Raw genomic sequence first — 18,929 nt, 5'->3', positions numbered from 1 at the left:
GGGCATCGAACATCGACACCTCCGACAAACTGGCCGCAGCGCTGCGAACACCGAGAGCAGAAAGCCCAGGATCGAGGTCACCGGGACGAGCGCTGCGCGGAACGCGATCGTCAGCAGCACGAACGCCAGTCCCACGACCACGAGCAGGAACCTCGGCAGCGCTGCGGCCAGTTTGTCGGAGGTGTCGATGTTCGATGCCGTGGTCCCGCCCACGAGAATGCTTGCGCCGCTGTCACCTTCGATCGCGGTCCGGTCGGCCCGGATGCGCTGGACCAGATCGGCGGTCGCGGTGTCGTTGGGTCCGGTGGCGGGGATGACCTGGATGATGGCGGTGCCGTTCTGATTGACGCCGGGCGCCGCCATCACGACACCTTCCTCGCGGCGCAGATTGTCGGCGATGGTCTGCGCGGCGTTGGGGTCCCGCGCTTGGGAGAGGTCGGCCACGACGAGGAGGGGACCGTTGAATCCGGGCCCCAGATGCTCGGCGGTCAGGTCGTAGGCCCTGCGTGAGGTGTTCGATTCCGGTTGCGAGGACCCGCTGGGCAGTCCCAGGTGCATGCCGAAGGTGGGCAGGCCGATGAGGACCAGCGCGACGATTCCGATCACCAGCAGCGGCTTGCGGAGGGCGACGACGAACCGCCCCCACCGGGCGCCCATCGTGCGGTGCGGCGTGTACGCGGCGACCTGCGCGACCTCCTTGGCGCGGTTGGGTTGCAGCGGGGTCTTGATGAACTTGGCGACGCGTTTGCCTGCGAAGCCCAGAAGGGCGGGCAGCAGGGTGATCGCGATCAACAACGCGATCAACACCGACGCGGCGGCGGCTAGGCCCATGTAGGTCAGGAACGGAATGCCGACGATCGACAGGCCGCACAGCGCGATGATCACCGTCAGCGCCGCGAACACCACGGCGCCACCGGCGGTTCCGACGGCCAGCGCCACCGATTCCTCCATCGGCCGCAGGAGCAGCAGGTTGTTGCGGTAGCGGTTCAGGATGAACAGCGCGTAGTCGATGCCGCAGGACAGGCCGAGCATGAGTGCGAGCGAGAATGCGGCCGTTGGCATTTCGATCAATGCGGCGGTCGCGAAGATGCCCAGTGCCCCGATCCCGACACCGACGCACGCGGTGAGGATCGGCAGCCCGGCGGCGACGACCGCTCCGAAGGTGATCAGCAGGATCAGGAACGCGACGCCGATGCCGATGATCTCGGGCAGTTCGGAGATCTCGACCTTGTAGCCGGGGTAGACGCTGCCCGAGTACTCGACCTGCACCCCCGCGGCCAGCGCGGGTTCCATCGCCTCTTCCACGGCGCGCAGCGATGCGTCGTCGACCTCTCCGGGCTGCGCCTTCCATTGCAGCGTCCCGAGGCCGACCGACGCATCGGGGGAGAGCAGCCGCGATTGCGCGGGACCCGCGGCGACGGCGACGTCGGGGATCGCCTGCAGGTTCTGCAGAGACTCGTCGATGGCAGCCGCCACCGGCGGGTCGGTGAGCCTGGTACCGGCCGGCGCCGCGAACGTGATCTGCGTCTGGGCGCCGCTGAACGCGGGCACCTTCTCTTTGAGTTGCTCGACGGCCTGTTGGGATTCGGTGCCGGGAATGGTGAAGTCGTCACTGGGTTCGCTGCGCAGGCCGATACCGGCCGCGGCGACGCCGATCAGGATCGCCAGCCAGACACCCAGTACCAACCATCGGCGGCGGAAACTGAAGGCGCCTATCGCGTACAGGTACTTCGACATCCCGGCTCTCGGCTTGACGTGGACAAAGTCGGGTCGACGTATTCCCCCTGAGACGGTGGTTATACCTGTGGGCGGCGAAGTGTGACCGGCGGCGCACCCCGCCATGCGGCGTCAGGCGCGGGCGATGTTCTCGACGATGATTTCGCAGGCGGTCTCGTAGAAGGCGCTGATCAGCGTGGAGAAGGACAGCTCGAACGGATAGACCATGTGCACGTCCAGCGATTCGAGGTGCCATTCCGGCAGCACGGGAACGAGTGTGCCCTCGCGTAACTCTGCGGTGCAGATGATCTGGGTGGGCATGGCGCCGAAGCCGAGTCCCTGCATGATGTACTGCTTGCAGACCTGAAAGTTGTTGGCACGCGCGCGCACTGGCGGCGTCAACTCGCGACGACGACCCTTCGCGGTGACTGTGAGCCTGCGGGGCCCGCCGAAGCCGAAGTCGATGAACGGAACCGAGTCCAGCTGCGCGGGGTCGCGGATCGGCTCCGGCAACCCGGCAAGGAATTCCGGTGAGGCGCACAGGAACAGCTCGAGACTGAACACCTTGCGCGCGATCAGCGTGGAGTCCTGCAGCGGGCCGGTGCTGAACACCACGTCGAAACCGTCCCGGACCGGGTCGACCATGTTGTCGACCAGCCGAATGTCCAGCCGGGAGTGGGGATAGTGCCGCAGGAACGCCGCGCCGACACGCGAGGCGTAGTCGATGCCGACGAACACCGGGATCGCAACCCGCAACTCACCCTGAGGCTCCTGCCTGCTGCCCTCGACGAGCGCGCGGACACCGTTGGCCTCGGCCAGGATGTTGACCGCGTGCGCGTACACCTGCTCGCCCAGGTCGGTGACCGTGAGCTGATGGGTGTTCTTGCGCAGCAGTTTGATGCCGAGATCGGACTCCAGCTTGGTCAGCTTGCGGCTGACCGTCGACTTCGGCATGCCAAGCAGCGTCGCCGCCTTGGACAGGCTGCGGTTCTCCACCACCTTGCCGAAGATCAGCAGGGCGTCGACGTCGAAGGGCAGGTTCTGTTCCATCGCGCCTCCTTTCGGCGTCGAGCGATCCCGTGTTCCAAATATGCAACAGGGTGTTGCGCCGATGGGTCTGTTTCGGCCATTTCGCCGGCGGTACCTTCGGCCTACCGTCTTGCGCCCGACGAGGAGGACCGTTGAGTCACGACAGCCTGGTGACCAAACCCGCGAGCGGACACTGGACCGACGCCTATCCCGAGCTTGGTCGCGGGCCGGTGTCGCTCGAGGACTGCGTCTCCGAGGAGTTCTACGAGAAGGAACGCGAGCACGTCTTCAAGAAGACGTGGCTCTACATTGGGCGCGTCGAGCGGGTGCCGAAATCCGGCAGCTACTTCACCCGCGAGCTGAGGTTTCTCAACACCTCGGTGATCATCGTGCGGGGCAAGGATCACGTGGTCCGCGCGTTCCACAACATCTGTCCGCACCGGGGCAACAAGATGCTGTGGGAGGACGACCCCTTCGCCGAGGTCGAAGGACGCGCGCCGCTGTTGTATTGCCGCTTCCACGGCTGGCGCTACAAACTCGACGGCTCACTGCACTCGGCCACCCGCAAGGATCTGCTGCTCGACTTCGACGCCGACAGCTGCCGGGTGCCGGCCATTCAATGTGAGGTCTGGGAGGGGTTCATCTTCATCAACCTCAACCCGCACAACACCGAGCCGCTGCGTGAATACCTGGGCGAGCTGGCGCACGAGATCGAGGGGTACCCGTTCGCCGGCCCGCATCAGGTCTACAAGTTCAAGGCCGAACTGCAGTGCAACTGGAAGATCTTCCTGGACGGGTTCGCCGAGAGTTATCACGGCCCTTACCTTCATGCATCGTCGTTCGGCGCGGTCACCGCCGAGGCCAGGGACGCGTTCGACCAACCGAATCCGTTCACCGACGCGCTGGCCTATCGGCTCAAGGACCCGCACCGGATGTTTTCGTTCTCCGGCGAACCGTCGCGAAAGACGCCGTACTCCAAGCCGATCGAGTGCGTGTTCGAGGCGAGCGCGGCCGGGCCGTGGAACAAGAAGAGTGACCGCGGACCGATGCCTGCGGGCATCAACCCGACGCGATCGGAGAAGTACGGCTTCGACTCGTTCCAGTTCTTCCCGAACTTCGTGCTGATCTTCGGTGCGTCCGGTTTCACCGTCCACACGCACTGGCCCACCGGGCCGCACTCGCACATCTTCGAGACCGAGGCGTACTACCAGCCCCCGACGACGCACAAGGAGCGGCTGGGCCAGGAGCTGACGATCACTTACCTCAACGACATCATCCTCGAGGACGCCAGTCCCTCGGAGGGCCTGCAGGCGATGCTGAACAGCGGCGCGCTCACCCATTTCACGATGAACGACGAGGAGATTCTGCTCCGCCACTTCCACAAGGTCGTCGGCGACTACGTGGAAAACGGAGAGAAGGCCGCAGAAGAACAGAAGGCGATGCGATGAGCGCCTCTCTGCCACCGGAGTTTTCGCACCTCGAACACCTCGTGCCCGAATGGGCCATCGAGGACGGCCACGCGCGCTATGTGAAGCGGGTCAACAGCTCGATGGACCAGATCCGTGCGTTCTACGACGAGATCTTTCCGTATGCCGAGGAGGCGGTGGCCTACATCGACAAGTTCGACTACTCCGAGCCGCTGCCCGAAGACGTCGCAAACCTGCGCAACCTTCTCTACTCTCTGATCACCGTCTCGCTCGCGGTCGAGCTGTGGCACCAGCCGCGAGTCAAGCATTCGGCCAGCACGATACTGACAAGGGTGAGTTGAGCGCCGTGAGCCTGACCTCCGCACAATTGGACGTCGTCGACCTGACACCCAGGATCGGCAGCGAGATCCGCACCGACCTGGACACGTTGTGCAGCGGCCGCGCGGCCGAAAAGATCCGCGCCACACTGGAACAACGCGGTGTCGTGTTCTTTCGCGGACTGCCCATCAGCGACGAGCAACAGGTCGCGATCGCCAAGACGCTGGGTACCGTCGTGGCCAACGAGGGCGAGGACGGGATCTACAAGATCTCGCTTGACGAAAGCGTCAACCAGCGAGCGAAGTACCTCAAGGGTTCGCTGTTCTGGCACTTCGATGGTTCCCTGCAGCCCTATCCGAACCTGGCCACGCTGCTGCGCTCGGTGAAACTCGCCGATAGCGGCGGCGATACGGAGTTCTGCAACACCTACGCCGCCTACGACGATCTGCCGCAATCGGACAAGGACCTCATCGCCGACCTCCGCGTCGTGCACAGCGCCGAACGGTCTCAGTACTATGTGACGCCGGAGATGAGTTACGACGAGATCGCGTTCTGGCAGAAGTCGCCGACGAAGGCGTGCCCCATCGTGTGGACGCATCGGTCCGGCCGCAAGTCCCTGTTACTCGGCGCGACAGCAGATTACGTCGTCGGCATGCCCGTCGAGGAGAGCCGCGCCCTGCTTGCCCGGCTTCGGGATTGGGCGACGCAGCCACAGTACGTCTATCGGCACGAGTGGGAGGTCGGCGATCTGCTGATCTGGGACAACACGGGCACCATGCACCGCGCGCTGCCTTACGCGGTCGACAGCGGTCGCCTCATGCACCGGACCATCCTGGCGGGCGAAGAGCCACTGACTTGAAACTGGGCATCGCGACACCGGTCGTCACCAATGTCGCCGGAGCGGCACTCACGTGGGAACGCGACGCAGGAGTCGAGGACATCGGCCGCGTCGCCGAGGCGGCCGACCGGCTCGGCTACCACCACCTGACCTGCAGTGAGCACATCGGCATCCCGGCGTCCGAGGCGGGGCGGCGCGGCGCGAGGTACTGGGACCCGCTGGCCACCCTGGGTTACGTCGCGGCCCGAACCGAACGGATCCGGCTCGTCACCATGACTTTGGTGCTCGGATACCACCATCCCCTGGCCATCGTGAAGCGGTACGGCACACTGGATCACGTCAGCCGCGGCCGGCTGATCCTCGGCGTCGGCGTCGGCTCGCTCAAAGAGGAGTTCGATCTTCTCGGTGCCCCGTTCGAGGACCGCGGCCCGCGCGCCGACGACGCGCTGCGGGCCCTGCGTGCGGCCCTGTCGAGCAATGAGCCCTCCTACGACGGCGAGTACTACTCGTTCGGCGGCCTGATCGTCGACCCGTGTGCACTGCAGGCTCACATGCCGATCTGGGTGGGCGGCCGGACCCGGCGTTCGCTGCGACGGGCGCTCACCCTCGCCGAGGGTTGGGCACCGTTCGGCATCTCGATCGAGACCGCCGCGGAGTGGCTGCGGGCGCGCGACGTCCCGCCCGGTTTCGAAGTCGTGCTGGCCGCCGACCGCCCTCTCGATCCAATCGAGAACCCGGAGGCCACGCGGGAGACGTTGCGCGCCATGGCGGAAGCGGGCACGACGATCGTCTCCGCGCGGTTCGTCCACCGGTCGCTCGAGCACTACCTCGAGCAGATCCACGCCCTCGCGGAACTGCACCGCGAAGAAAGGTGACCATGACCGAGGATGCCACGCCGCTTTTGACGCCGCTGACCACCGACGAGTGGGGCGACGACGAGTACGCCGCCGTCGGCGCGCTGATGGGGATACCGGGCGGCGACGTGCCGCGGGCCGGTTCTGGAGAGCCCCGGGACCCACTCAATTTCGACATCATCGGGGTACTGGCCCGGCATCCGAAGATGTCGCAGAAGTTCCTTGCCTACAACGCCTTTCTGCTGCAACGCGGTGAGCTGTCCCTGCGCCTGCGCGAATTGGCGGTGCTGCGGCTGGCGCATGCGCGCCGCTCGTCGTTCTTCTGGGGTGAGCATGTCAAGGTCGCCAAGGCCGGCGGCTTGTCCGACGACGACATCGCCCGGATCACCCGCGGTAACACCGAATTCGACGGGGTGGACCGGCTGGTACTCGAGGCCACCGACGAGCTCCTCGCCGACGGCCGCGCGGCACCGGCCACATGGCGTCGTCTCGTCGACGAACTCGGCACGCATCAGGCGATGGAGCTGATCTTCGTCGTCGGCACGTACGCCATGCTCGCGATGGCCTGTGACACATGGCAGCTCACCCCGCCGCCGGGCAGCGCCTCGCTTCCGGACTAGCAGTCGTCGGGATCGGGCGCGGTCCCGTCCTCGTCGGTGCGTGCCCGCCCGCGCCAGCTCCGGACGCCCCGGTGCGCGGCGAACGCGCCGGCGACCGCGGTGATGCACCACACCGCGATCGCCGCGTATGTCAACGGTGAGGACAAGTCCGAAATCGACGCTCCCAGTGCGGTGTACACGAAGGCGCGCGGGACTGACCCGATGAAAGCGCCGACGGCCATCTGCCACAACGGAACTCCGAACGCGCCGAAGGCATAGGAGGCGAGCGCGTCGGAGATGCCCGGAACGAAGCGTTGGCCGACGACGGCCCACAGCCCGCCGCGCGCGATGAGGCCGTCGAGCCGGGCCGCCCGGTCCTCGCCGAGTAGAGCCCGTGCACTGTCGCGTCCGGCGCGCCTGCCGACCAGGCTGGTGACGCAGGCGGTGGTGACCGTCGCGCCAAGGGTGGCGAACGTGCCGACCAGCGGACCGAACAGCACGCCGCTTGCGGCCGCGAGGATCGGACCGGGGACGAACAACGCGCCGAGCAGGCCCGACACCACGACGTAGACCAACGGCGCGATGGGGCCGGTGGACGCCACGGTGCGACGGACGTGCTCGACGTCGATCACCCCGGTCACCGCGACCAGATAGAACATGCCGAGCAGGAACGCGGCGAACAACACCAGCCGGAGGATGTGTCGCCGACGTGTGGTGGGGCGGTCGCTGAGCGTCATGTCCAGGCAATCTTGCCGCACGCGCGGTTTGGCCCTTCTCTCACCAACGGCATGGATGTACCATTTGGTACATGATTACCGAGTGTGCTGCCGAGATCGACGCACCGGCCGCTGCCGTATGGGACGTATTCAGTGATGTCGAGCGTTGGCCGGAGTGGACGGCCTCGGTGACCCGTCTCACGGCGCTCGACACCCGAGAAGTGGTGGTGGGCAACCGATTCGAGATCAAGCAACCGCGCATGCCGAAGCTGGTCTGGGAGGTCACCGAAGTGACCCCCGGAGCGTCGTGGACCTGGGTGCAGCGTTCGCCGGGCGGGCTGACGGTGGCCCGGCACGACGTGATCCCGGTCGGAGCCGATCGGACCCGCATCCACCAACGACTCGAACAACGCGGGCCCATCGGGGCTCTTGTCGGCCTGCTGATGCGGTCGATGACCAGGCGTTACCTCGACCTCGAGGCCGAGGGGTTGAAGGCGCGCTGCGAGCATCTGCATCGGCTCGATGGCCCGACCCCCTGACCTCGAGCGTCGCAAGGAACTGCTGGACGACCTCGTTGCGGAAGTCGCACGCAACGGCATCGGTGACCGCCCGCTTCGTGAGCTGGCGGCCGCGGTCGGCACCAGCCACCGCATGCTGCTGCATCACTTCGGGTCACGCGACGAACTTCTGCTGGCGATCGTCGGTGACGTGGAGCGACGCCAGATGGTGACCACCCGGCAGCTGCCCGCCGATCCCGCCGAGGCCGTGGCGGCGATGTGGGCGAACCTGCGGCGACCCGACCTACGCCCCTTCGAGCGGCTGTTCTTCGAGTGCTACGCGCGGGGCGCACAGGGCGAGCAACCGTTCGCGCAGATGCTGCCCGGCGCGGTCGTGGACTGGCTCGCCCACCTGAGCGGAGCGGACGATCCCGCGATGATGCGGCTGGGCCTGGCCGTGGCCCGCGGCCTACTGCTGGACCTTGTCGCCACCGAGGATCTCGACGGCGTCGACGCCGCGGCCGCCGCGTTCGCCGACCTCATCCGTGCGCGCCGGCGTTGAGGTTCAGTCCTCGCTGCTTCGGCGCTCGCCGATGAACGCCAGCAGCCGGGGATCGTCGGAGGTGAAGACGTCGACCTCCTCGCCGCCGTCGCAGCGCAGCAGCGCGACGGTCACGCTGCCTTCCCGTCGCGTCCGCACCTCCCAGATCGCGCCCGAATCCTGCCAACGCTGCAGATCCGCCACTCGGTCAACCGGCATGCCTCTACCATCTCACCGCATGGGTGGCCGCCCAAGTGTCCCAAGTGTCGATGTCGCGCGGGTCTACGACCCGCCGGGTGAGCGGGACGGCGTCCGGGTCCTGGTGGACCGGTTGTGGCCGAGGGGTTTCCGCAAGGACGATCCGCGGGTCGGCCGGTGGCTGCCGTCGGTCGCGCCGTCGACCGAGCTGCGGCGCTGGTATTCGCACCAACCCGAACGGTTCGACGAGTTCGTCGCCCGCTACACCGCCGAACTTCAGACCGAAGCCGGTGCGCAGGCGCTGGACGAACTTCGCGCCTTGCTGGCGCAAGGGCCTGTGACGCTGGTGACCGCCACCCGTGACGTCGGGCTGAGCAATGCCGCGGTCCTACGGGACCTGCTGATGCGGCAGGCGTGAGACGATCGCCCCATGCTGCCGGAGCCCTCGCGATGACCGTCGTTCTCGCCATTCGTTGCGCCGACGGGGTCGTGGTGGCCTCGGACTCGCAGATCACCGATCCCGAGCGGGGGCTGAGCTATCCGGCCCAGAAGCTGCACCCCCTCGGCGACCACGCCGCGTGGGGCGGCAGCGGTTCGCGTGCGGTGCTCTACGACCTCGAGCAGATCTTCGACAACGAACCGGACGCGATCGTGGAGGCTCCCGACATCGGCCACGCGCTGCAGGGTCGCGTCCTGCCGGTGCTCAAGCATCACTACGAGAACTTCATCGAGGACGTTCCCGCCGGGAAGCCGGGCGCCACCCCGGCGACCTACGTCCTGGCGGCGGGCTACGCGAACGGGAAGCCGTTCATCGTCGACATCGATCCGCACGGCCTCATCGGCCACTACGAGGAGATCGGCTTCCACGCGGTGGGCAGCGGATCGCCGATGGCCCAGCAGGCCCACGCGCTGCTCGCGCACTTCGGGATGACCGAACGCGGCGTCGACTACGGCGTGGTGGCCGCGCTGCGGGTGCTCGACGCGTTGGACACGTCGTCACCCAGCGTCGGTGCGCCGATGGACATCTGCCGGATCACACCCGACGGGGCCCGGCATCTCGACGAGGAGGCGGTCGCCGAGGTCCGACGCAATGTGGAGCGGTGGACCGAACTCGAACAGAAGGCGCTCGACGACCTGTTCGCATGACGGGCACCAGCGTCGGGGGAGGAAGGTAAGTCTTGCCTTAGTCGGTCCGGTAGGCTCGGCGGGCGATGACCGAGATCGACGATGCACCCTCGCCGGTACTTCCGCGGGAGCTGACGGACATTACCGATGCGGTGCGTGAGGTCGCGGCACCGCCCACGCCGGTCCTCGCCGAGCCGTATCTCATCCGGTTGGCCGATCCGGATGCGGACGCGGAGATGGTGTCGGAATGGATGAACCGCCCTCACTTGGTCGAGGCGTGGGAGTACGACTGGCCACCGCAGCGGTGGCACCGGTATCTGAGCGCCCAGCTGGCGGGTGAATACTCCCGGCCGTTCGTCGGTTTCTTCCGCGGCCAGCCGTTCGTCTACATCGAGCTGTACCGGGCCGCCAAGGATTCGATCGCGCCGCGGTACGACGCGGACCCTCACGACATCGGGATGCACGCGGCGATCGCCGAGCTGCGGTTCGTCAACCGCGGCATCGCGCCGATCCTGTTGCCGCGCTTGACCGCCAACATCTTCGAGCTCGATCCGCAGTGCCGTCGCATCATGTTCGACCCGGACCACAGGAACAAGGGCGCGCGCGATGTCTGCGAACACGCCGGCTGTACATTCCTGGGCGAGCACGACATGTCGAACCGGCGGATGGCGCTGTACGCGCTGCCGCGCACGCCCGCCGACGCGCCGTAGCGTTCAGGGCAGCTGGTTGAACTCCGCGTAACCGTCGTGGTCGGGCTTCATGCCTGCGGCGACCAGCTCCCACAGCACCTCGTCGGTGCCTCCACCGACGCGGGCCAGTTTCATGTCACGCCACCATCTTCCGAGCGGCGTCTCGTCGACGAGGTAGCCGGACCCGCCGAAAAGGTGCATGCATTCGTTCATCACCTCTTCACCGAGGCGGGCGGCGTTGGCCTTCATCGCGGCGGCGGTGCGAAGGTCGAGCTTGCCGGTCGCGGCGATGCCGTCCAGCGCATACCGCAGCATGTCGACACGCGCCTGCAGATCGGCCATCCGCAGTCGCAGCGCCTGGTGCTCCCACAGCGAGCTGCCGAATTGGCGGCGAACCATCATGCGCGCCTGGGTGATTCCAAGGACGCGCTGCGCCGAGGTGGACACCAGGCCCGCCACCGACATGCGTTCCTGCGCCAACCCCCAGGAGATTGCCGCCAGGCCGATACCCGCGCGCGCCACCAGTGCGTCGGCGGGCACCCACGTGTCGATGTGCACTGCGGCGGTGTCGAGGGGGCCGGCGCCGACCTTGCGATAAGGCGTCTGAATCTCACATTGCGCGAGCGGAACCGCGATGACGACGACGCTGCCGTGCTTGCTGTTCGGATCGTGGTCGACGTTGCGGGCCACACACATGACATGGTCGGCGATGGGGGACAGCGAGACGAACTTCTTGACGCCCTTGACCTCGAAACCGCTGCGTGCAGAACGGACTTCGGTGCCGACGATCTGCAGGTCGGATCCGCCGGACTGTTCGGAGGCGCCGATGCAGAGCACGGCCTCGCCCCGAATCGCCTGCTCGGCGATCTCCTTCAGGTAATCCGACTTGCCGAACCGGCGCAGGATCGCGATCGCCGAGTCGTGCAGGCCCACCCCGACCCCGATGCCTGCTGAGCCCAGCCGGCCGAGCTTGCGGGCCAGCTCGATCACCTTGGCCACATCGGGGTGCTGTTGTCCTGGTGGCCATTTGGCGGCGAAGACACCGGACTCACCCAGATACTCGATGAGCTTGCGCGGAAACCGCTCCGTCTCCTCGGCTTCTGCAGTCCAGGCGGTGATCCGGTCGTCGAAGACCCGGTCGAGCAGGTCGCGGTAGTCCTCGAGCGCCGGTGCGTCGGGCGCTTCGGCGGTGGCCGTCATCGGCTCGCTCCCTCCAGGGTCCGCTTCACTTCGAGGCGGCGCAGCTTGCCCGACGACGTGCGGGGCAGCGCACCGGGTTTGAGGAACACCACGTCGGCGGGCACCACACCGCAGTGCGACGCCACACGCGAAACGATTTCGCTGCGCGCGGCGGGCTCGTTGTCGCCCTTGAACTCCGCCGCGATCACGAGCCCGGGGCGCGCCGACGTCTCTCCCGTTCCGACCGCGACGACGCAGCCGTCGCGGACGCCGTCGATTTCGCCTGCGATGCGCTCGATCTCGTTGGGGAAGACGTTACGGCCCGCGACGGTGATGAGTTCCTTCGCGCGGCCGCAGACCACGAGGCCGTCGTCGGTGAGGTAGCCGAGATCACCGGTGGGCAGCCACGCGTTCCGGTCGATAGGGGCTTCGCCGACGTATCCGTTCATCAGCGAGGTGCCGCGGACCTCGACCTCACCGACCTCGCGACCGGTCACCTCGGTGGTGTGCTCCACGTCGGTGTTGATCCGGATCTCCATGCCAGGGATCGCGTGGCCGAGGACGGCGAAGCGGCGGTTCGTCTCGCTGCCATCGGTGATCACCTGCACATCGTCGACCCGCAGCCCGGTGAACGGCACGGGAACACTGACCGCACAAGTGGATTCGGCCAGCCCATAAGACGGGGCCAGCGAGTTGGGGTTGAACCCGAACCGGGCCATTCCTTCGGAGAAGCGTTGGTAGCCGACGCAGTCGACCGGCTCTCCACCGTTGAGGGTGAAACCGAGGTGGCTGAGATCCAAGCCCTTCAGGTTGCTCGCGTACTTGCCGATCAGGTTGAACGCCATGTTCGGCGCCGCGGTCATCGTGGCCTTGCTCTCCATGAGCCACTTGAGCCAGTTGAACGGGGACGCGGCGAACGCCGACGTGGGGGCCTGCCACAGGTCCGCCCCGCCGAGCGTGGCCGTCAGGAGGAAGGCCAGACCCATGTCGTGGTAGATCGGCAGCCAGCTGTGCAGCCGGGACTTCTCGTCGACGTTGACCCGCTCGATCAACCCCCGCAGGTTGGCCAGCGAGGCCGCCGGCGAAATCTGCGCGGTGCGAGGCGTTCCCGTCGATCCCGCGGTGCCCTGCAGAATTGCGACGTCCGCGGAGGCCGGGCCACGAAACGTCGTGGAGCGGCGTGAATGCCCGACCTCGGAAAGGTCGTGTACGGCGATCGTGTCGGAATGCTTGCGCAGCAGCGCCAGTTCGGTGCCGTGGCTGAACATGGTCGTCACTCCGATCGAGCGAAACCGGTCCAGCGTGGTCTGCGCCCACTGGTCGGGGTCGGCGCGGCGGATGGGTCCGGGCAGGATCGACAGGCCGGCACCGGCGAAGACCGCGCCGGGGATGGCCGCGATGAACTCGACCGTGGGATCCCCGATCAGGCCGACGGCGGTGGCCTGATCGTCGGTGATCCGGTCGGCCACGTTCTCGGCCCGCGCGTGGATTTCGGGCCACGGATGTCGCGCCCATTGGCCGGATTCGGTGTCGATTACGTGCAGACTGGTCGAGGTCCCCGACATCGCCGACGACAGGGCTGCAGCCAGCTCGGTCACGAGTTCGTAGGTGCCGCAGCCGTTTTGGCCAGGATGGCCGCTTCCAGATCGCCGACGGTGTCGCAGCTCAGGAGGTCCTCTTCGCTCAGTGCAACGCCCAACCGATCCTCGATGGCGACCATCCCCACGGCGAAGGCGACCGAGTCGAGACCGACGTCGTCGATCAAGCGGGAATCGCGGGTGACTCGTCGGACGTCGACGTTCATATCGTCGCGCAGGATCTCGGCGAGCGCGACGCTCACGGCTTCTGGAGTAGACGGGTTCACGGCGAGCGACGGTACTACGTCTAATCAGGTAAGGCTAGGCTTACCCCGGCGTGGATCAGGGGTAGCGGGCCAGTTGTAGGTTTCCGCGGCGTTCGCCGCCGTCGATGGCCACCAGCGCAGGAACCAACTCGCTGGTGACCAGCCCGTCTTCGGCGGTCAGCTCGTCGACGATGTCGAAGGCGGCCGCGATTCTGGCGGGGCTGTCGACGACGATCGTGGTGACGGGCACCTGCCGGGCGGCCTGGATCAGCCGGTCGCCGTGCGGCTTCTGCCCGCCGCGGAATCCCCAGATCCCGCGGAGCACGGTCGCGCCGCTGCTCGCCTCCACCTCGTGGAGCCGGCGCACGAGGGCACGGTGGATCGGGACGCGGTCGTGCAGGGTCGCCTCCGACGTGTAGATCATCAGCTTCTGCCACAGCGCACGTCCCGCCGCGTCGGTCTGCGGTAGCGCGGGCGGGCGGCCGAGCAGCCGGCCGCTGCGCTTGCACACCTGGACGCGCTCGACCGTGTAGAGAGGAGTGGCCAACTCTCGTTCGAGATACTCGATCGCTCGTTGCGCCTGTGCCGCCTCGCCGGTGGCGATGATCATCTCGGGTACGTCGACGTTCCTGCTGAAGAACCGGGCCCGCTTGCGCAGACCGTGGCAGGTGCCGTCCACGCCGAGAAGCACCGTGGCGCCGAAGAATCCGAGTTCGTACAGCGTGTCGCAGATCGACCGGTGCGCGGGTCGGCCGCCGATGCGGTCCTGGCGGCCGACGTAGACGGTCAGCTTCGTGGTCTCCGGGAGCGCCGCGGCGTCGGCGCCGCCGGTGAGCCGGGCCCGCTCCAGGGTGATGAGACCGCGATGCGTCATCGCCGCCACCCGGTCGGCGAGCGGGGCGACTTTGTCGGTGACGTCCACGGCCGCAATCGCGATCGGCGGGTCCTCGGACATGCTCAGCGTCCGGTCGGTGCGCACCTGGTGGCGCGGTCCGAACCCGGCGATGCCGCGCAGCACGGCGCTGGTCGCCAGGCCGGCCTCGGTGTAAAGGTCCAGCAGCGCGTCGGCGAGGAAGCGGTCCTCGATGCGTTGGCGCTCGCCGAAATAGGTGGTCATCTTGAGGTAGTCGACGCTCACAGGTTCCCCCCGCACCAGATGCCGAAGGCCGCCGCCGCGACGCCGAGCGCCACGCTGACGACGATGTTGGCCGCCGCGGGCAGGCCCTGGCGCTCTTCGCCGATGCGCTGGGTTTCCAGCATCCAGGTGGAGAACGTCGTATAGGAGCCGATCAGTGCCGTGCCGAACAGCAGCGCGAGATGGGGGCTCAGCGCGAGGCTGGACAGCAGGCCCAGGATCACCGCACCGCTCACGTTGACCACCAGCGTGCCGTACGGGAACACGCCGCCCACCCGTGCCGACACGGTGCGGTCGACGACGAAACGCAGCACCGCGCCCACACCGCCCAGCACGACGACGCCCGCCCACACCGCGATGGTCATCCGCGCACCCGAACCCGCCGCACCAGCGCGGTCGCGGTGTAGACGGCGATCAAGCCCGCGATGACGCTGGCGGTCAGGTATCCGGCCGCCAGCCCGTAGTTGCGGTGCTCGAGCATCCTGACGATCTCGACCTGCATGGTGGAGAACGTGGTCAATCCGCCACACAGCCCGGTGCCGACCATCGGCCGACGGTAGCTCGACAACGGAAGCCGCTCGAGTAGCCGAGTGGTGAAGTAGCCGAGCAGGAATGCGCCGACGATGTTCACGCCGAAGGTCGGCCAGGGCCACTGCCCGGGTTCGGGAGCCAACAGGGTCTCGATCGCCGCGCGGGCGAGGGTGCCCAGCGCGCCGCCCACGAACACGGCGAGCAATTCGCGGCCGTCGTATCCAAGCACAGCCAAAGTATGGCGGTACCGACACGCGTCGCATGACCGCAAGGAGCAGAATCGGGTGCATGGCGCCCAACCCCCGAGCCGGTCAGCCGGCGCAGCCCGAGGATCTCATCGACATCGCTTCCGTGGTGACGGCGTACTACACCCGAGAGCCCGACCCCGACAACGTCGACCAGCAGGTCGTGTTCGGCACATCGGGGCATCGTGGTTCCAGCCTGGACGCGGCGTTCAACGAGGCGCACATCGTGGCCACCACGCAGGCCATCGTCGAGTACCGGGCCGCGCAGGGCACCACGGGGCCGCTGTTCATCGGTCGCGACACCCACGCGCTGTCCGAGCCCGCATGGGCGTCGGCGCTGGAGGTGCTGGCCGCCAATGACGTTGTGGCGATGATCGATTCGGCGGATCGCTATACGCCGACGCCGGCGGTCAGCCACGCCATCCTGACGTTCAACCGGGGCCGTGAGGGCGATCTGGCCGACGGTATCGTCGTCACGCCGTCGCACAATCCGCCGCGCGACGGTGGGTTCAAGTACAACCCGCCCAACGGCGGTCCCGCGGACACCGACGCCACGGGTGCGATCGCCAAGCGGGCCAACGAGCTGTTGCGCGACGGGCTCAAGGGCGTCAAACGGGTGCCGCTGGCGCGGGCGCTGCAGACCGCACAGCGCCACGACTACCTCGACGCCTACGTCGCCGATCTGCCCAACGTGGTGGACCTGCACGCGATCAGCGCCGAGAAGATCCGCATCGGCGCCGATCCGCTCGGCGGTGCGAGCGTCGACTACTGGGGCGCCATCGCCGAACGCCACAACCTCGAACTCACGGTGGTCAACCCGCTCGTCGACGCGACGTGGCGGTTCATGACGCTGGACACCGACGGCAAGATCCGGATGGACTGCAGCTCGCCGAACGCGATGGCCGGCCTGCTTCGGGCGATGAGCGACGACCCCGACGCCTACCAAATCGCCACCGGAAACGACGCGGACTCCGACCGGCACGGAATCGTCACGCCCGACGCGGGACTGCTCAATCCCAACCACTACCTGGCCGTGGCGATCGACTACCTGTACTCGAACCGGCCGTCGTGGCCGGGCTCGACCGCGGTGGGTAAGACGGCGGTCAGCTCGTCGATCATCGACCGCGTGGTCGCCGGGCTCGGGCGCAAGCTGGTCGAGGTGCCGGTCGGGTTCAAGTGGTTCGTCGACGGATTACTCAGTGGGACAATCGGTTTCGGCGGTGAGGAGAGTGCCGGGGCGTCGTTCCTGCGGCAGGACGGGTCGGTGTGGACGACGGACAAGGACGGCATCATCCTGGCGCTGCTGGCGTCGGAGATCTTGGCGGTGACGGGTGAGACGCCGTCGCAGCGCTACGCAAAGCTGGCCGAAAAGTACGGCGCGCCAACGTATGCCCGCGTCGACGCGCCCGCAGACCGTGAGCAGAAGGCGCGGTTGAGCAAGCTGTCGGCCGAGGAGGTCTCGGCGACCGAGCTGGCGGGTGAGCCGATCACGGCGAAGCTGACGACGGCGCCGGGCAACGGCGCGCCGTTGGGTGGATTGAAGGTCACGACGGAGAACGCCTGGTTCGCCGCGCGGCCGTCGGGCACCGAGGACGTCTACAAGATCTACGCCGAGTCGTTCAAGGGTCCGGAGCACCTGGCGGAGGTGCAAGAAGCGGCGCGTGAGGTGGTCAATAAGGTCATCGGGTGAGCTCTGAACCGGAGGGCGACTGTCCGAGCGAGCCCGATCGGGCGGTGAGCCAGCCGAAGCTGCCGCGCGAGGTCTGGCTGCTGGTCGGCGCGAATGTCGTGGTGGCGCTGGGTTATGGCGTGGTGGCACCCGTGCTGCCGCAGTATGCGCGTCACTTCGGGGTGAGCATCAGCGCGGCGACCTTCGTCATCACGGCGTTCGCGTTGATGCGCCTGATCGCCGCGCCGCCGGCCGGGCTGCTCGTGCAGCGGCTCGGGGAGCGCCGGGTGTACATCAGCGGTTTGATCATCGTGGCGTTGTCGACCGGGGCGTGCGCGTTCGCGCAGACGTACTGGCAGCTGCTGGTGTTCCGCTCGCTGGGCGGGCTGGGCTCGGCGATGTTCACGGTGTCATCGCTGGGGTTGATGATCCGGATCTCGCCGGAGAACGCGCGCGGCAGGGTGGCGGGCATGTTCTCGACCGGATTTCTGGTCGGTTCGGTCGGAGGCCCGGTGCTGGGCAGCCTCACGGCTGGTCTCGGCCTGGCGGCGCCGTTCGTGATCTACGGGGCGGCGCTGATGGTCGCTGCGGGTGTCGTTTTCGTCAGCCTGCGGGGGAGCACGCTTGCGGCGCCTTCGGAGGCGGTGGACGCGGCGGTTTCGGTGCGACAGGTGCTGCGCCACCGGGCCTACCGGGCGGCGTTGTTCTCGAACTTCAGCACGGGGTGGGCGGCGTTCGGGTTGCGGATCGCGCTGGTGCCGCTGTTCGTGGTGGAGGGGCTCGGTTACAGCGCGGGAGCGGCCGGGCTGGCGCTGGCGACGTTCGCGATTGGCAACGTGTCCGTGGTCATTCCGAGCGGTTATCTGTCCGACCGGATTGGCCGGCGCAAGTTGCTGATCGTCGGGCTCACCGTGTCGGCGGCGTCGACGATTCTGGTCGGCTACACGACGTCGTTGCCGATCTTTCTCGTCGCGGCGTATGTCACGGGTGCGGCGACGGGCATTTTCGTGTCACCGCAGCAGGCCGCGGTGGCCGACATCGTCGGGAACAAGGCGCGCGGTGGCACCGCCGTCGCGACGTTCCAGATGATGGCGGACCTGGGTTCGATCATCGGATCGCTGGTGGTGGGGCAGATCGCCGAGCGCGCGTCGTTCGGATGGGCGTTCCTGGTCAGCGGCGTGATACTGGCGGTCGCGGCGCTCATTTGGGTCTTCGCGCCCGAGACCCGGGGCCGACCCGCCGAGCACACGCCGGTGCGCGCAATCGGGCCCGAAGCCGGTGGAGAGGTGCCGTAACCAGCGATTTTGAGCGCTTCCCGCAGGTGGTGTAACTTCGATGGGCACGACTTCAGGGGCTATGGCGCAGCTGGTAGCGCACCACACTGGCAGTGTGGGGGTCAGGGGTTCGAGTCCCCTTAGCTCCACTCCTTCGAAGCCCGCTTCGACCATCGGTCGGGGCGGGTTTCTGGTTTCTTGGCGGCCGTGGGCAGGCCCGATGCCGGCGCCGTCGAACTATCCGCGCGCGTGTCGGGATCTCGTGGCGCGGTCAGGCGGCTTGGTCTCCTGGAGGTGAGGGCCCGCCGGGCTCGCTGGCTTCGCGGGGTGTTGGCGCTTCGCCTGGTTCGGTTTCGGCGGCCGGGTCCTCGTCGGCCGGCACCGCGGGGTCCTTGGCCGTGTCGTCATCCAGGGGTTTGTCGTCGGGTTGGAGGAGGCGTTCGGGGCGGTGGTAGTAGTTGGTTCGGGCTTGGCCGGTGTCGAGGTCGGGTGGGGGGAGCCATTCG

Annotated in this window: 22 protein-coding genes, 1 tRNA gene and 1 pseudogene; 13 read left to right on the top strand and 11 right to left on the bottom strand. The window is 67.5% G+C overall.

The genetic code is table 11. From position 1 onward, the window contains the following. Positions 1–1,737, bottom strand: a 1,737-nt coding sequence (locus A5752_RS10695; protein ID WP_067084992.1) for an MMPL family transporter, incomplete at its 3' end; no start/stop codon positions are given. A gap of 111 nt (positions 1,738–1,848) precedes the next feature. Beyond that, entirely contained in the window at positions 1,849–2,766 is a 918-nt protein-coding gene (locus A5752_RS10690) for a LysR family transcriptional regulator (protein WP_067084990.1), read from the bottom strand. Between the two features lie 131 nt (positions 2,767–2,897). Here A5752_RS10690 and A5752_RS10685 point away from each other — a divergent pair, with 131 nt between their 5' ends. The 5 genes from A5752_RS10685 to A5752_RS10665 are packed head-to-tail and all read left to right on the top strand — an operon-like array spanning position 2,898 to position 6,802. Continuing rightward, the gene (locus tag A5752_RS10685) at positions 2,898–4,193 is read left to right on the top strand and encodes an aromatic ring-hydroxylating oxygenase subunit alpha (RefSeq protein ID WP_067084988.1); all 1,296 of its coding nucleotides are present in this window, start codon (positions 2,898–2,900) and stop codon (positions 4,191–4,193) included. Beyond that, positions 4,190–4,513: a hypothetical protein gene (locus A5752_RS10680; RefSeq protein WP_067084986.1), complete on the top strand. Its 324-nt coding sequence runs from the start codon at positions 4,190–4,192 to the stop codon at positions 4,511–4,513. The genes A5752_RS10685 and A5752_RS10680 overlap by 4 nt, the downstream gene beginning before the upstream one ends. Before the next feature lie 5 nt (positions 4,514–4,518). After that, the gene (locus A5752_RS10675; RefSeq protein ID WP_067084985.1) at positions 4,519–5,349 is read left to right on the top strand and encodes a TauD/TfdA dioxygenase family protein; all 831 of its coding nucleotides are present in this window, start codon (positions 4,519–4,521) and stop codon (positions 5,347–5,349) included. Further along, a complete protein-coding gene (locus A5752_RS10670; RefSeq protein WP_067084983.1) occupies positions 5,346–6,203 on the top strand; it encodes a TIGR03619 family F420-dependent LLM class oxidoreductase in 858 nt (285 codons plus the stop codon). Before A5752_RS10675 ends, A5752_RS10670 begins: the two co-directional genes overlap by 4 nt. Before the next feature lie 2 nt (positions 6,204–6,205). Next, positions 6,206–6,802: a carboxymuconolactone decarboxylase family protein gene (locus A5752_RS10665; protein ID WP_067084981.1), complete on the top strand. Its 597-nt coding sequence runs from the start codon at positions 6,206–6,208 to the stop codon at positions 6,800–6,802. On the opposite strand, the gene A5752_RS10660 is transcribed toward A5752_RS10665, so the two are convergent. Then, entirely contained in the window at positions 6,799–7,518 is a 720-nt protein-coding gene (locus A5752_RS10660) for a TVP38/TMEM64 family protein (RefSeq protein ID WP_067084979.1), read from the bottom strand. The two genes, A5752_RS10665 and A5752_RS10660, sit on opposite strands and share 4 nt — an antisense overlap. A gap of 71 nt (positions 7,519–7,589) precedes the next feature. Here A5752_RS10660 and A5752_RS10655 point away from each other — a divergent pair, with 71 nt between their 5' ends. Together A5752_RS10655 and A5752_RS10650 are read left to right on the top strand one after the other, a co-directional pair. Then, positions 7,590–8,036, top strand: a complete 447-nt coding sequence (locus tag A5752_RS10655; RefSeq protein WP_067084978.1) for an SRPBCC family protein — start codon at positions 7,590–7,592, stop codon at positions 8,034–8,036. Then, the gene (locus A5752_RS10650; RefSeq protein WP_067084976.1) at positions 8,020–8,556 is read left to right on the top strand and encodes a TetR/AcrR family transcriptional regulator; all 537 of its coding nucleotides are present in this window, start codon (positions 8,020–8,022) and stop codon (positions 8,554–8,556) included. Before A5752_RS10655 ends, A5752_RS10650 begins: the two co-directional genes overlap by 17 nt. A 3-nt stretch (positions 8,557–8,559) precedes the next feature. Here the strand turns inward: A5752_RS10650 and A5752_RS10645 are convergent, their stop codons facing one another. Beyond that, positions 8,560–8,754 carry a hypothetical protein gene (locus A5752_RS10645; RefSeq protein WP_067084974.1) on the bottom strand — a complete coding sequence of 65 codons (195 nt, stop codon included), beginning with the start codon at positions 8,752–8,754 and terminating at the stop codon, positions 8,560–8,562. Between the two features lie 19 nt (positions 8,755–8,773). Here A5752_RS10645 and A5752_RS10640 point away from each other — a divergent pair, with 19 nt between their 5' ends. The 3 genes from A5752_RS10640 to A5752_RS10630 all read left to right on the top strand — a co-directional run bounded on the left by A5752_RS10640 (position 8,774) and on the right by A5752_RS10630 (position 10,568). Beyond that, the gene (locus A5752_RS10640; RefSeq protein ID WP_067084973.1) at positions 8,774–9,151 is read left to right on the top strand and encodes a DUF488 domain-containing protein; all 378 of its coding nucleotides are present in this window, start codon (positions 8,774–8,776) and stop codon (positions 9,149–9,151) included. Between the two features lie 32 nt (positions 9,152–9,183). Then, positions 9,184–9,879, top strand: coding sequence for a proteasome protein (locus A5752_RS10635; protein WP_067084971.1), 696 nt, complete (start codon positions 9,184–9,186; stop codon positions 9,877–9,879). Positions 9,880–9,944: 65 nt separating this feature from the next. Continuing rightward, the gene (locus tag A5752_RS10630; RefSeq protein WP_067084970.1) at positions 9,945–10,568 is read left to right on the top strand and encodes a GNAT family N-acetyltransferase; all 624 of its coding nucleotides are present in this window, start codon (positions 9,945–9,947) and stop codon (positions 10,566–10,568) included. A gap of 3 nt (positions 10,569–10,571) precedes the next feature. Here A5752_RS10630 and mbtN read toward each other — a convergent pair whose 3' ends face one another. From mbtN to crcB (A5752_RS10600), 6 genes are read right to left on the bottom strand one after another with little or no spacing between them, the layout of a single operon-like run. Next, complete coding sequence (gene mbtN / locus A5752_RS10625) at positions 10,572–11,747, bottom strand: mycobactin biosynthesis acyl-ACP dehydrogenase MbtN (protein ID WP_067084968.1); 1,176 nt, start codon at positions 11,745–11,747, stop codon at positions 10,572–10,574. Further along, positions 11,744–13,315: a long-chain-fatty acid--ACP ligase MbtM gene (gene mbtM, locus A5752_RS10620; RefSeq protein WP_082963832.1), complete on the bottom strand. Its 1,572-nt coding sequence runs from the start codon at positions 13,313–13,315 to the stop codon at positions 11,744–11,746. Before mbtM ends, mbtN begins: the two co-directional genes overlap by 4 nt. 5 nt (positions 13,316–13,320) lie before the next feature. Next, positions 13,321–13,590, bottom strand: coding sequence for a mycobactin biosynthesis acyl carrier protein MbtL (mbtL, locus tag A5752_RS10615; protein ID WP_082963831.1), 270 nt, complete (start codon positions 13,588–13,590; stop codon positions 13,321–13,323). 55 nt (positions 13,591–13,645) lie between these two features. Next, positions 13,646–14,707, bottom strand: coding sequence for a DUF190 domain-containing protein (locus A5752_RS10610; protein WP_231983377.1), 1,062 nt, complete (start codon positions 14,705–14,707; stop codon positions 13,646–13,648). Then, positions 14,704–15,069, bottom strand: coding sequence for a fluoride efflux transporter CrcB (gene crcB / locus A5752_RS10605; RefSeq protein ID WP_067084967.1), 366 nt, complete (start codon positions 15,067–15,069; stop codon positions 14,704–14,706). The genes A5752_RS10610 and crcB (A5752_RS10605) overlap by 4 nt, the downstream gene beginning before the upstream one ends. Continuing rightward, positions 15,066–15,464: a fluoride efflux transporter CrcB gene (crcB, locus tag A5752_RS10600; RefSeq protein ID WP_067084965.1), complete on the bottom strand. Its 399-nt coding sequence runs from the start codon at positions 15,462–15,464 to the stop codon at positions 15,066–15,068. The genes crcB (A5752_RS10605) and crcB (A5752_RS10600) overlap by 4 nt, the downstream gene beginning before the upstream one ends. A gap of 59 nt (positions 15,465–15,523) precedes the next feature. On the opposite strand from crcB (A5752_RS10600), the gene pgm reads away from it, so the two are divergent. From pgm to A5752_RS10585, 3 genes are all read left to right on the top strand, one after another. Continuing rightward, positions 15,524–17,170, top strand: a complete 1,647-nt coding sequence (pgm, locus tag A5752_RS10595) for a phosphoglucomutase (alpha-D-glucose-1,6-bisphosphate-dependent) (RefSeq protein WP_067084963.1) — start codon at positions 15,524–15,526, stop codon at positions 17,168–17,170. Beyond that, entirely contained in the window at positions 17,167–18,444 is a 1,278-nt protein-coding gene (locus tag A5752_RS10590; protein WP_067084962.1) for an MFS transporter, read from the top strand. Before pgm ends, A5752_RS10590 begins: the two co-directional genes overlap by 4 nt. 55 nt (positions 18,445–18,499) lie before the next feature. Beyond that, positions 18,500–18,572, top strand: a tRNA-Ala gene (locus A5752_RS10585). A 122-nt stretch (positions 18,573–18,694) separates the two neighbouring features. Here A5752_RS10585 and A5752_RS27730 read toward each other — a convergent pair. Next, positions 18,695–18,929, bottom strand: a pseudogene (locus A5752_RS27730) (HNH endonuclease signature motif containing protein); the annotation flags it as partial.

Origin of the sequence: Mycobacterium sp. 852002-51961_SCH5331710 (assembly GCF_001665535.1) — a bacterium.
Taxonomy (GTDB): Bacteria; Actinomycetota; Actinomycetes; order Mycobacteriales; family Mycobacteriaceae; genus Mycobacterium.
Note: the sequence above shows the minus strand (reverse complement) of the source record. Positions and strands in the feature narration are given on the sequence as shown.